The sequence below is a fragment of the Lewinella sp. 4G2 genome, from assembly GCF_001625015.1.
GTDB lineage: Bacteria > Bacteroidota > Bacteroidia > Chitinophagales > Saprospiraceae > Neolewinella.
Genome location: NZ_LVWJ02000014.1, coordinates 1,982,859 through 1,995,466 on the forward strand (window position 1 = coordinate 1,982,859; position 12,608 = coordinate 1,995,466).

At 57.2% G+C, this 12,608-nt stretch carries 7 protein-coding genes; 2 read left to right on the top strand and 5 right to left on the bottom strand.

The genetic code is table 11. The annotated features are described in order from the left end of the window. Window positions 1-34 precede the first annotated feature (34 nt). From A3850_RS08765 to A3850_RS08780, 4 genes are all read right to left on the bottom strand, one after another. Window positions 35-577 (bottom strand): pyridoxamine 5'-phosphate oxidase family protein, encoded by a 543-nt coding sequence (locus A3850_RS08765; protein ID WP_068215684.1) that lies wholly within the window; start codon window positions 575-577, stop codon window positions 35-37. Between the two features lie 106 nt (window positions 578-683). Continuing rightward, window positions 684-2,525, bottom strand: coding sequence for a M61 family metallopeptidase (locus tag A3850_RS08770; protein ID WP_068215686.1), 1,842 nt, complete (start codon window positions 2,523-2,525; stop codon window positions 684-686). A gap of 56 nt (window positions 2,526-2,581) precedes the next feature. After that, window positions 2,582-3,187 (bottom strand): hypothetical protein, encoded by a 606-nt coding sequence (locus A3850_RS08775; RefSeq protein WP_068215688.1) that lies wholly within the window; start codon window positions 3,185-3,187, stop codon window positions 2,582-2,584. An 802-nt stretch (window positions 3,188-3,989) separates the two neighbouring features. Further along, on the bottom strand, window positions 3,990-6,113 hold the full coding sequence (locus A3850_RS08780; RefSeq protein ID WP_068215690.1) for a peptidylprolyl isomerase: 2,124 nt from the start codon (window positions 6,111-6,113) through the stop codon (window positions 3,990-3,992). 251 nt (window positions 6,114-6,364) lie between these two features. Here A3850_RS08780 and A3850_RS08785 point away from each other — a divergent pair, with 251 nt between their 5' ends. Next, window positions 6,365-6,739, top strand: coding sequence for a hypothetical protein (locus A3850_RS08785; RefSeq protein WP_068215692.1), 375 nt, complete (start codon window positions 6,365-6,367; stop codon window positions 6,737-6,739). 282 nt (window positions 6,740-7,021) lie between these two features. Then, a complete protein-coding gene (locus A3850_RS08790; protein WP_082921713.1) occupies window positions 7,022-10,807 on the top strand; it encodes a zinc-dependent metalloprotease family protein in 3,786 nt (1,261 codons plus the stop codon). Window positions 10,808-10,931: 124 nt separating this feature from the next. On the opposite strand, the gene A3850_RS08795 is transcribed toward A3850_RS08790, so the two are convergent. After that, the gene (locus A3850_RS08795; RefSeq protein WP_068215696.1) at window positions 10,932-12,494 is read right to left on the bottom strand and encodes a hypothetical protein; all 1,563 of its coding nucleotides are present in this window, start codon (window positions 12,492-12,494) and stop codon (window positions 10,932-10,934) included. Between the last annotated feature and the right edge of the window lie 114 nt (window positions 12,495-12,608).

Genomic DNA, 12,608 nt, shown 5'->3' on the forward strand with positions numbered 1-12,608 from the left:
CCACGAAGTAGCAGCGAAGCTAAAGCACCAAAACCTACTTCGGTAACCCAGTCGGCAACCCATCAATACTCACCCGGTTCTTCGCCTGTTGGTACTTACGAATCCCCGCCGGCCCCTGTTTCGCCGCTCCTTCTACGAGGCGGGTCCGTTCCTCCCGGAAATCCATAAAGGGAACCGCGTAGCCGCAGCTCGTCTGGACGCCCTCTATTTGAAGATCAAAAATCTGCCGGGCGCCGGGGTGTTGGAGGAGTTGGTCCGCCAACTCTTCAAAACCTGGCTCTCCGGGATGAATAGCCTTTGCCGTTCCGTAGGCCCGTAGGATTAAGGGCTTTCCTTCCATGGCGCACCACATCAGCGTCATCCGCCCGTTTTCGAGGACGTGAGCGGCCGTCTCATTGCCACTTCCGGTCAGGTTCAGCCAGATGATTCGCTGCTCGTCAATCACCCGGAGGGAGTCCATTCCTTTCGGGCTGAGGTTGACGCGACCTTCCTGCGGTGCGGTAGCCACGAAGAAGATGTGCTGCCGGTGGATGAAATCGGTGAGTTCTGCGCTGATCTTTTGGTAGAAGGTGGCCATGGGTGACTGCTTTTAAGCTTTATGGGTAAAAGTAAGGGGCACGCACCCCAATGCGCTAAAAGTCATTTAACCCATGCATCGAGTTGCAGTGGAAAGAAAAGATAGTCTATTGCGCACCCAACCACGCGGCGCGCTGCCTGGCCACTTTTTTCTTCACCTTTTCGTCAACCTCCAGGATCAATTCCGGGCTGGCGACGGCAGTAAAGGATCCTTCTTTTTCCTGACCCAAATGCTCAAACTTGAGGGTGTAGGCTTGGCCAATCTTCAACTGGTCAACGGCAGCTTCCCAATCTTCCATCGAAGCGATGCTGGTGCCGTTAAGGGCAATGATCTCGTCACCGCGGTCCAGGCCGGCGGCGTAGAGGGGGGAGTTTTCCGGGAGGGGGCGGGCGACCGTCAACGTACCGTCCCGTTCGCGGAGGCGGAGACCGTAGAAGCCGACTGAGTCCGGTTCAGCTTGGCGGAGGGTGAATCCGTAGTCGGCGAAACCAACCGCTAGGTCGGGCAATTCGGAATTGTAGATGTGGCGTTCGAACCAGCTGCTTGCCCATTCCTGGTCACCTGCGACAGCGCCCAGTGCCAATTGGATATCGCGAATGTGGTAAGGAATCTCCGGCTTGCCGTACCGCGTCCACATAAGTTCCATCAGGTCGTCGAGGCGTTTGCCGCGGCGGCGGAGTTCGAGGTCCAACGCTAAACCGATGGTGGAGCCGTAGGAGTAGTAGCTGACGAAGGTGTTACCGAAATTATCCGGGTCGTTCGCCGTGGCCGCATCCACGAAGGGGGCCTGCTGGCTCATCGCGATTGGGCCGCGATGGTTCCGGCCGGGGCTGTTCAGGACGTAATTGAGTTGCCGCGTCATGCCCTCCGCGTAATCTTCGGCGGTGAGGATGCCGGCGCGGACGAGCGTCAGGTCATCAAAATAACTGGTGAACCCTTCGGCAAACCACAGTTCCCCACTCCGGTTGGCGTGGTCGAAATGGAAGGGTTCCAAACTCGCCGGGCGAATGCGTTCCACGTTCCAGCAGTGGAAAAACTCGTGGCTTACCGTCCCGATTAGGCGTTCGGCGGCATCCGCCAGGCTAAGGGGGGCGGAGCAGATGGTGGAGTTGCGGTGCTCCATGCCGTCGCCGCCAATCCAGGGGTTGTAGGCACAGAGGAAGGTGTAGCGGCCGTAGTCAAATTCGGGCAACTCCCCGAAGATCTTTTGTTGCTCCAGTACGGTCGCTTCCGTCCAGGCTACGTAGTCATCGAACTCCTCCCGCGTGCCCTCGTGCATCATGGCGACTTCGATTTGCTGGGTTTTTCCGTCCGGGTTGGTTACGGTAAAGGCATCGCGCATGATGGTCCCCACCAGGGTAGGGGAGTCGTAGAAATAATAGTAGTTTGGTGCGGCGCTGGCGCGGGTGCCAACCGATGGGCCAGTAACCGGGACCAACTGGCTGGCCATGGACCAATCCGGCCGCTGACCCTCCTTAATCTTCAGTAAGACCGGCCGGTCGTTGAGTTCCTCCCCGTAAATGAACGTGGCCGGCATGTTGAGGTGCAGCTTACGGTCATCCACTCCGGAATACGTACCGTCACCACCATTCGCGAAAAGGGTGTAGGTAAGCCGGACGGCCCCACCGTGCCCCGCCACCTGCCATTCGGCAATGTCGCCGGGGTGGACGGCGATCTCCCGCCCGTCAGCGCCGTAAGCCTTCAGGTCGTAAACGTTCTTGGCGAAATTGTGCTGAGCGTAGCGGCCCGGGCTGGCCTGTGGCATCCGCAGTGTGAATACGCCGGGCGAGACGGCCGGGAAATCCACGGTGATCTTTAACTCGTGTTGCTGGACGTTCTCCAGATCGAGCGTGTACGTGATGGTGCCGGGGTGGTTCACCACCCAGTCCAGTTGTGCAGTCAGGGGAAGAAAGGCAGCGAGCGCCAGGGCGAGCAAAAGGGTTCTCATGCGGGAAAGCGTAAGGGATTGAGGAGTAGCCCAAAGGTAAGCCACGCCCCCGGCTACTAGAACCGATATCCGATCCGCCAAGTGATGTTGGTACCGGTATCCACCGTGTAACCATTGGCGTTGCTCGCCCGGTCAACGCTGACGTCGATACCCGCCGTAATTTCAAGGTCAAGGTGGTCCGAAAGTTGCTCCCGCATACCCCAGCGAGGGGTGACGTAAGTGCGGGCGCTGAAGTTCCGGTCGTCCCCCTCGTCAGCGTCCAGGAAAAGGGTATAACCGGTGCGGCGCAGGACGCGCAAGCCCAGAAAGCCGCCACTGTTGTTGGAAGTGATCTTGCCCTTAGCGGCGCGCTTGGCCAGGTTATAGTAATAACGGCCCTCAGCACCCCCGTAGAGGTAAGCGGTACGGTTCGTACCGTTGAACCAGCGTAGTGGCGTGAAGGCGGCAATCGGGTTAGCGGAAATGCCACCCACTACTTGCATGGTGTAAGATGATTCGCCAATCCGGCGTTCGTGAATAACCTCCATGGCCCGGAGGTTAGTCTGGATACTGGTAAAACGTTGCGTCAGGTAATCAGCGTTCTTTTCCGACGAGATGGCGTCCTGCGCATTGAGGTTGAGGAAGCCGATGATACAAATAAGGAAGATAAAAATACGGGTCATGTCTCAAGGGTGTAGTGCGTACCGGGGGAGTGTGAAGGCCAAGTCAAGTACGCGGGTTAACGGGTTGAATACGTCGTAAAGAAGCGGCGAAATCTTTAACGAAACCAGCCCCCGCACCCGGTTTGCGGGTTCGTTAACGGTGGTTTAAATGGATTTTAAGAGAAATTGGGTGACTTAAATGATTGTGGTTCGTGGTGGGGGAATAATCTGTGGGGATTTCGGTTCAGCCGGACGCTCGCAGGACCTCCTACGTCGGACGCTACGAGGACCTGGATAGTTTGGAAGTTGATTAGATTATCACCACCTGTAGAGGACCTCGTAGCGTGGTCAAAACGCGCGCAGCAAGTTTTGAACTCCTGCGAGCGTCCGGTTAATCTGCGGGATTGTGGTTCAGCCGGACGCTCGCAGGACCTCCTTCGTCGGACGCTACGAGGACCTGGAGATTTGGTAGTTGATTAGATTGTCACCACTTGTTGAGGACCTCGTAGCGTGGTCAAAACGCGCGCAGCAAGTTTTGAGCTCCTGCGAGCGTCTGATTAATCTGCGGGATTGTGGTTCAGCCGGACGCTCGCAGGACCTCCTTCGTCGGACGCTACGAGGACCTGGAGAGGGTTGAAAATTGATTAATATTCTACTACTTTTTAAGGACCTCGTAGCGTGGTCAAAATGCGCGCAGCAAGTTTTGAGCTCCTGCGAGCGTCCGGTAGGAACTGCACAGACCCTAAAATAGAGTCGGAGCACTAAAAAAGCCTTCCGGAATCATTTCCGGAAGGCTTTTCACTAAGGAAGTTGCTCCTTGCTCTTAGCGGCAGTCAGTGCTGGCGCGGTCATCTTCTACGTCCACTACGAGGCGGAGGGCGGGGAGGATGCCACCGGCGGCCTGGCCACGCGTGCGGCTGTTCATCTGCGTACGGGCGGCGGGGAGGCTACCGGAGGTACCACCGGCAGCGTCTGTAGTCGCTTCGATGACGAAGACGCCCGTATTACCCACTACGGTTACTGGCTGGCCAACGGTTGCTTTCGCGGCGGCGGCGATCACCTTCGGCTCGGCACCGACGAGGGGCAGGCTGTTAAGGCTAGGGTTCGTCGTTACGGAATCGACCTTCACTTCGTACTGTGCGGCAACGTCAGCTACGGACTTACCCGCCCAGTCAGCTTTTGCTTTCTGGCCAACGACGCGGTTGCGTACCTGTGGCGTAACGGCTTCCTTCACGGCGGCTACGGGAGCAACACCGGCGGGGATGACTTCCTTCACGGCTGCTACGACGTACTTGTTTTCGTAGAAAAGCTGAGGATCAGTAAAGCGGTAAACGCGACCACTGAGGTCACCCGCGTCAGCGGCGAAGGCCCAGCACATCATGTCTTTTACTTCCTGGCCAGTACCGAGGCCGGGGAGGTTGTAGGTAGACATCCGCAGTGGGTTGGTCGTCGACACGTCCAGGCCGGACTCTTCGAGCGCGGAGATGGAGGACTTACCGTTGATGAATTCCTGGGCCGTTGCGAGGCGGAGGTCTTCCGTTTCGGAAGAAGGCACGATTGGCTCCACTACGGTAGCGATCTTAGCGCGGGTGCTCGTTGAACGGCTACGCTCCATGATCTCCACGAGGTGGACACCGTAGGAGGTGCGGACTTTGTACAGTTTACCGACGTCGCCAGTACGGAAGAGTACGGCGTCGAAGGGGCGGACAAACTGGCCGGGAAGGACCTTCTCATAAACACCACCGTTGTCTTTGGAGCCGGGGTCTTCGCTGAACTCCTCGGCGAGGGCGGCGAACTTGCGGCGGCTGCGGCTGAGGACGGTCATCAGGCTATCCACCTTGGCGTCGGCAGCTTCGAACTGCTCGGGCGTCTGGGCGCTGATGAGGATGTGGCGGGTCTTGGCGCTGTCGGACATCACTACGCGGTCCACCAGTTTCACGAGGCGCATGGTGCCATCCTGCTGGTAAGGGCCGTAGATGTCGCCAATGGCCATGGTTTCGAGTACCTGGTCGGCTACTTCTTCACCGATCTGGGTGCGGGGCTGGTAGTTGCCGGTGTAGGTGCCACCGTTGGCTACGGCGAAGAGGCTGTCGCCATCCACGCTATTGTCGGCGCGCCAGTCGGCGGCGATCTCTTCGAGGTCGGTACGGAGTTTGGTTACGTCCTCGGGGGATGCTTCCACGTCGTACGTCACGTACTGGATTACGCGGGTTTCTTCGGGGTTGTTAAATACGCTCTGGTTCTCATCGATGTAGGCTTGTACGTCGGCGTCAGTGATGGTAGCGTCATCCGCACCGAGGGCGGTGAAGGGTACTTTGGCGACGGCGATCTTCCGGTTGCCCAGTTGGGCGTCGGCGAAAGTCTGGGCCTGCCAGCTCGGCGCGTACATGGCCTTCGTGACGAGGGCGCCCATTTTTTCCTGCAGGCGGTTCGTTACCACGTTACGGCGCTGGTATTTCCAGATCGTGCGGATGTTGGGGTTGAGTTCACCGTTTTCGATGGCTTCATCGATGGTTGCATTCTCGATGTGGCCCTGGATCTGCGTAAGTAGCTGACGGTTCAGCTGGCCCGTCTGCGGGTCGGAGAGGTTCTGGCGGACGACGGGGCTCGGGTTGGGGCCGAACTCGAGGTCGCGTACTTCTTCTTCGGTTACGGCGAGGCCGATCTCGTTGGCTTCTTCGGCGAGGATGCCCTCGTCCACGTAGAATTGCCAGAGGTTATCCCGGTTCTGGTAAGCGTCGCCGCCACTGAAAGCACCGTTTAGCGTGCGTTCGAAGTCGTTGCGGTCGATCTCCCGTTGGCCAACGCGGCCCATGATCTGCTCTACGGGGCCGATGGGGCCGTTGGCGCCACTCGTCATTTCCGAGAGGATAAAGAGCGCAATACCACCTCCGATGAAGAGGAGGACGATCAGCGGGTTGTTTCTAATTCTTCCAATCAATGCCATATTGCAAAATGCTTTAGCGAGATGCCCACCGTGAACGGCGGGTCTTTCAGTGATTCTTCGTTAACTAAATAGCCAAAGGAAGGCCCGCCTTTGGAAGGAGGGCCCTTTGGGTGCGCGAAGATACAACGGAAATTATTACGTAAGACGCTTCTTTCCCCGTCCTTATATATACGTGCGCGTCGTTTGGCTTACCCCGCCGCAACATTTTTTCCGCCGTCGCGTCCCACATAAGTGATCAAACAGCTCATTTTATGACGGACGCCCAACGGCTCTCCCTGCGCCCAACCCTTTCCCTGGCACCTGCGGCAGCGCCCGGAGAACAGTTTCAGAACGACACGCTCCGCCCCGTAGCCAAGCAGCAAAACGATCTGCTCGTAGCGGCTTTCCGGCTTTTTTTGAAGAAACGCAAAGTGAATTTCAGCAGCACCGCCATGGCTGCCCGTTTCGCGAAGGTGAAGGAGCTCGTGGCGCGCGATAACCGCCTGCGGGGCTTACTTTTCGGCATTATTATTGGCGGTTTCACCACCAAAGAAATGCAGTATTACGTGGAAAATGAAGGTGAGGTAAATCGACGGCTTACCAACTTATTGACCGAGAGGCTGCTAGCCGTTGCCCGTTCTGCGTAAAGTTCCGTTACTGCCCGCAATCCGACAATACGATACATACGGGCGCTGACGCGGGTACCGTGTTGATAGGCAAGCAATTATTCGTAGCAATATTGTTAACTTCGTTGACCTAATGCCCCGTGGTTACACCCCACCGAGGTGATTTGACCTGCTTTGTAATACTTCGAGATTTACTCAATTGGTAGAGTTGGCTGGCCTCCGGGCCGGTAGTTGTTTGGTCTGATCGCTTCGGAATTGTTGTTGGCTACGGTGGCTTTTCCTCAGTTTGACACAGTCTTTCTCATGAAGCATATTTACCTGTTTTGCCTGCTACTCTGTAGTGGGTTGATGACCGCCCAGTACGCGCCATTCACGGCAGCGAATTCACCCGCCAGTACGGATCTCTCCCCGCGCGCTCAACCGGCAAAAGCGAGCTACTACGAATTACCGGACGCCGCCCAGCTCGGTGAACGCATTGGTAATGCACCGCTCTATAACGTTGGCGGGTCGGGTGAAGAACTCGTGCTCTCCCTGCCTTCGCCCGACGGTGAGCTGCACCGCTTCCGCATCGTTCGCTACCAGATGATCAGCCCCGAACTGCAGGCCAGATACCCCAAAGCGGTTACGGCGGATGGCTGGGACGTGGACGCACCCTATCGCCAGATCTCCCTTACGTGGACGGTCCAGGGACTGCGCGCCAGCATCCTCGGGGGTAAAGAAGGCCGTTGGTACGTGGAACCCGTTTACCAACGCGACCAGTCGGTTTACCAAAGTTTCTACACCGCAGACGTGCCCCTGCCCCTCGGCGAATTCTCCTGTGAAACGACGGCCGATAAGGACCTGATCAACGAACTCAGTGAACTCGTGAGCGACGTGAAAATGGTGGGTGACTGCCAGCTACGCGAATACCGCCTGGCCCTGGCCTGTACGGCGGAGTACTTCAACGAAATTGCCGGCATCTCCTACAACGGAGACACCCCCCCGACGCCTACTGCCGCCAACGAAGCGGACGTGATCGCCGAGATGATGACGGCCATCGACCGCGTGAACCAGATCTTCAAGCGGGACCTTGCCATCCAGCTCAACATCATGAACCTACCCGTAGCCGGTGGTGGCGTGGAATTGGTGTACAGCGGCGACGTGGACGCTGACCCCTACACGAACAGTAGCGGTAACACCATGCTCACTGAAAACCAGACCACGACCGACGCCGTGATCGGTACGGCGAACTACGACATTGGCCACGTCTTCAGCACCGGCGGTGGTGGTATCGCCAGTTTGCGATCCCCCTGTACAACGAACTTCAAGGCCCGCGGCGTAACCGGCCTGCCGAACCCCGTCGGTGACCCCTTCTACATCGACTTCGTCGCCCACGAGATTGGCCACCAGTTTGGGGGGACGCATACCTTTAACTCTACCGACGAGAACTGTGCCACCCGCCAGTCGGATTTTGCCTACGAACCCGGTGGTGGTACGACCATCCAGGCCTACGCTGGTATCTGCGGCGTTGCGGCCAACATTCAACTGAACTCAGACCCATACTACCACGCCGGTTCCATCCAGCAGATGGCTGCCTACATGGAAGAGATGGGTGGGGGCGCCAGCTGTGCCGTCATCACCAGCACGGTGAATACGGAACCCGTCGTGACGGTGCCTGCCCCTAGCTACACCATCCCCATCAATACCCCTTTCGTGCTCGACGCAGCCGCGACGGATGCTGACGGAGAAGCCCTTACTTACTGTTGGGAGCAATTCGACTCCGGTAGCACACCTGTATCCGGCGTACCCAGCGGTTTTGAGGCTGACGGCCCCTTGTTCCGCTCCTACCCACCCGTCCCCGAAACGGATCGTTACTTCCCCGCGTTAGCGACGGTCGTGACGGGTTCCGGATCTGAATGGGAAGTGCTACCCCAACGCGCCCGGATGATGAACTTCATCGTGACGGTCCGCGACGGCGCCACCGGCGGCTACGGCTGTACGGTGCAGGAAACCGTAGCGATTGACGCCGTTGATACGGGTGATAGTTACGCGGTTACGAACCCAAATGGCGGTGAAGCCTGGCCTGCGGGCGACGAAGTTCCCGTAGCTTGGAACGTAGCCGGAACCGACGGTACACCCATCAACTGTACGATGGTAGAGCTCGTGCTTTCTACCGACGGCGGGGTGACCTTCGACCAATCCCTCGGAACCTTCCCCAATACGGGTACGGCCACCGTGATTGCCCCCCAGGTCACCGAAACCGATGCCCGCCTCATGATCCGCTGTGATGGCAACATCTTCTACGACGTCAGCGATGCTGATTTCTCAATTGAGCAAACGGATTATAGCCTTACCGGAGTAGTGACTGAGCTGGATAACTGTGGTGGCGATGACCCGCTGACGGGCTACGAATTCAACGTAGAAGCCCTCCAGGGTTACGTCGGCGCGGTGAACCTCTCCGCCATCGATCTGCCCGGTGGCGTAATGGCAACCGTGGATCCCAGCACCGTCACCTTCACTGCCGGTGGCGCTACCGAGATTCCGGTGATGGTCTCCCTGAGTAACATCAGCGGCCTGGCGAACGGCGACTACGACTTCAACATCCAGGCGGTGGATGCACTCGCCAACACTAAGCAGCTGCCCTTCAAACTGACGATCGATGGTGACTTTGGTATCAACGAACCGGAAGAAGGCGACGTCATTCCGGATGATATAAACGGTGGAAGTACTGTTCCGGTGAGTTGGGATGCCGTACCCGGAGCTACTGGTTACATCGTGCAAACCACTTTCGGTAATTTGGGCATTAACAATCCCAACCAAACGAGCACTAGCGTAATTTTTGGCCCAACTGCCGATGGCACCCCATTCACCATATCCGTCCGGGCCGAACCTAATGGAGAGACGACCTGTGAAGTAGACATCATTCTCGGCGTGGTTGTCCCCATGGGTACGACGCTTAGTGCAACGGGTTCCCCCCTCTTCGAATGTGAAGGCCGTGATACGGAGAACGAGTTCATCCTGCAGTTCAACAACGGTGATCTGACCGGGCCCGTCAACCTGGAAGTAACGGATGCGCCCGCCGGCTTGGTCCTCAACTTCAACACCAGCACGCTGGCCGACGGGGAATCCGCCCTCATCACCCTCGACGGTGAGGAAACCCTGGCAGCTGGTGACTACTCCATCATCATCACGGCTACGGATGGGAATATGGCTACGGAAGCCATTGAGTTGGTGCTGAGCTTGCAGGCGGATCCCATTCCGATTGTGCAGCCGCGATTGGACCAGGAGTATCAGATCCTTTCGACACTTGGTTGTGCAAGTACCAATGGCCAAGTTGCGGATCTACGATTTGAAATTGAAGCCTACCCCGGGCCGGAAACGGTGGTTAGTTACACCTACGTAGTAAGTGTTGGAAACGGCGCTTTTAACCCTATGGAGATTACGCCTGGCGTAGAGACTGGTTTTGGCGCTTGCGCTGAGGATGGTGATGCTTTCTCCGTGACTTTCTTCGCCGAATTAGATGACGGAACGATTTTAGAGTCCTGCCCCCGTAACTTCTTCGCGGCGGATAATCCTCGGGGCCTCCCTGTGGAGTGGTTGTCCTTCGAGGCTGGGGTGGCCGGCAAAGCCATCCAACTGGACTGGTCCGTGGTGCAGGACGATGCGCACGCTGATTTCACCGTAGAACGCAGTACTGATGCAGCCAGTAACTGGCAATCGCTGGGCCAGGTAGCCCGCGTTGGCCAGGACGGCATCGCTAGCTACGGCTACACCGATACCGACGTAGCCGCCGGAATGCTCTACAACTACCGTATCCGCCAGAACGACCTGGATGGTAGTACTGATTACTCTGAGATCAGGTCCGTCACCTTGGATGGCGCGCGCACCGTCCAGGTATTCCCTAACCCGGTGGCGAAAGTGGTCACCGTCCGCACGGCTGGTGACGCAGACTTCGAACTGCTGACGGCCCTGGGCCAGGTGGTCCGGACCGGCCGCATCGTGAATGGCAGCGTTGATATTGATTTGACCGAACTTCCCTCCGCCATCTACCAACTCGTAGTGACGGATGAGGCCGCGGAACGGCAGGTCGTACGGATCGTGAAGCGGTAGGACTGCTTTTGCTCCGGACCTTAAAAAAGGCTCCCCTTCCTGCTGGATGGGGAGCCTTTTTTAGCTTTAGGTCGGACTCAAAATGGAAGCGCTCCGTCAAAGTCCGGCAGGATCGCTAACTGCTTTACTGCGCCACTTCCGCCGTCTCCGCCAGGAATTTTTGGCGGATGACTTCCTGTACGGTCACGCCCTTGATCTTCGATTCCAACCAGCTGGGGATGTCGAGGAAGGTGAAGGGACGGGATTCGAAAGGTTTTTCCTTGACGCGGTCCAGTTTCTCCTTCAGTTTGATGAATTCGCCCTTCAATTGGTCTTCCCGCGTCCGGGGCAGGCGGCGGAGGAAGCGGAAGATGAGTTGTTGGGTTTCCTGGAGGTGCTCCACCTTGGCCAAGAAGCGGTAGACGGACTTCACCTGGTACTCAACGAGTTGAACGTTGCCCATTTCGAAGTGGCAGATCAGGCTGAGGATGCGGGCGTAGGCCTGGATGTCCGACCGGTAATTCGGGCTCCGCTGGTTGATGATCTCGTTGAGGTAATCGATGGCCGTATCGTTATCCCCGCTACCGAAGTAGAGGCAGGCGATGCGGTAATAGAAGATCATCTTGCGGTGGTCGTCCCAGTTGTACCGGTCGTCCTTCATTACCTCCATGATCTGGGGGACGAGGCCGAGCCCTTCCTTGAAGGTCCCCTCCATGTAGTGGCGGCGGATCTGGTGGTCGAACTGGTAGAGGTGGTACAGCCCCTGTACGTTCACGTTGTTGGTGAGGTCGAACTGGTGGGGGAAGAGATCCAGCTGGGCCAACTCATCCACGAACTTGTCGTACTGCCACATGCTGAAGAGGTTCGCCAGCTTGTTGTGGATGCCCTTCAGGTAGAGGGGGGGATTGATCTGGATCATGCTCGGATTATCCCGGAAGAGTTGCAACCACCGTTCGGTGTAGCGATAGGCCTGGGGCCGTTCCTGACACATGAGGTGCATCCAACTGTGGGCCTGGCAGCAGTAGACCTTGCCCCAGAAATCGAGGTCTTCGTAATTCCCGGCGGGTTGTTGCCCGCGGAAGAAGGATTTGACCATGAAGAAGTCCTGCTCGTTACTCACGAGACCACCTTTCAGGTAGAGGCCGTAAAGGCGGAGGGCCAGGTTGCTCCAGGCGTCGGTATCACTGATTTTTTTAGTGAGTTCCGTACACAGCAGGCTAAGCTCTTCGGCGCGGCCCTCAATGCTGCGGGTGATGTACTGGCCTTCGATGAATTTTTCAAACTGGGCGATCTCGAGGGCGACAGTATTGACTTCGGCAGTGAGGGCTCTCTTCTTTGCTTTGTCGAGAACGTCCAGCGCCTGTCGGTAAAGGCCCTTGTTGTAGAGAATGCGTGCGTAGTCGATCTGCTCGCGCAGGGTGATTTCCTCGTCCTTATTACGGTTCAGGAGGCGCAGGGAGGTGAGGAGTTGTTTGTAGAGGTGGGCCTTCAGGTTGGAGAGTTGGCTTTTTTTGATGCCTTTAATCCGTTTCAGGAGGTATTCCTCGTCGTACTCACCCGTCCGTTCCATGATGTCAAAAAGCTGCAAAAAGAGGATCTCGGTGTTGGCTTGCTGATTACGTTTGACGAAAAGACGGAAATGCCGCTTTTCGGCCCGATTGAGGCTGGCGACAAGTTTCAGTAAGTCATCAGTTTTTTGCTTTGGCATTGTATATTGAATTCGGGTAAACTATTGGAAATCAGTAATTTGCAAGCTAGGCGCTCATCGGTTGGTACGTCATTAGGCCTCAGGATAGGGGATTTAGGGATTCGTTTTGATCGG

What these genes read in the sequence shown, in the direction of transcription:
- A3850_RS08765 (WP_068215684.1), bottom strand. Translation starts at nt 577, where the DNA reads ATGGCCACCTTCTACCAAAAGATCAGCGCAGAACTCACCGATTTCATC.
- A3850_RS08770 (WP_068215686.1), bottom strand. Translation starts at nt 2,525, where the DNA reads ATGAGAACCCTTTTGCTCGCCCTGGCGCTCGCTGCCTTTCTTCCCCTG.
- A3850_RS08775 (WP_068215688.1), bottom strand. Translation starts at nt 3,187, where the DNA reads ATGACCCGTATTTTTATCTTCCTTATTTGTATCATCGGCTTCCTCAAC.
- A3850_RS08780 (WP_068215690.1), bottom strand. Translation starts at nt 6,113, where the DNA reads ATGGCATTGATTGGAAGAATTAGAAACAACCCGCTGATCGTCCTCCTC.
- A3850_RS08785 (WP_068215692.1), top strand. Translation starts at nt 6,365, where the DNA reads ATGACGGACGCCCAACGGCTCTCCCTGCGCCCAACCCTTTCCCTGGCA.
- A3850_RS08790 (WP_082921713.1), top strand. Translation starts at nt 7,022, where the DNA reads ATGAAGCATATTTACCTGTTTTGCCTGCTACTCTGTAGTGGGTTGATG.
- A3850_RS08795 (WP_068215696.1), bottom strand. Translation starts at nt 12,494, where the DNA reads ATGCCAAAGCAAAAAACTGATGACTTACTGAAACTTGTCGCCAGCCTC.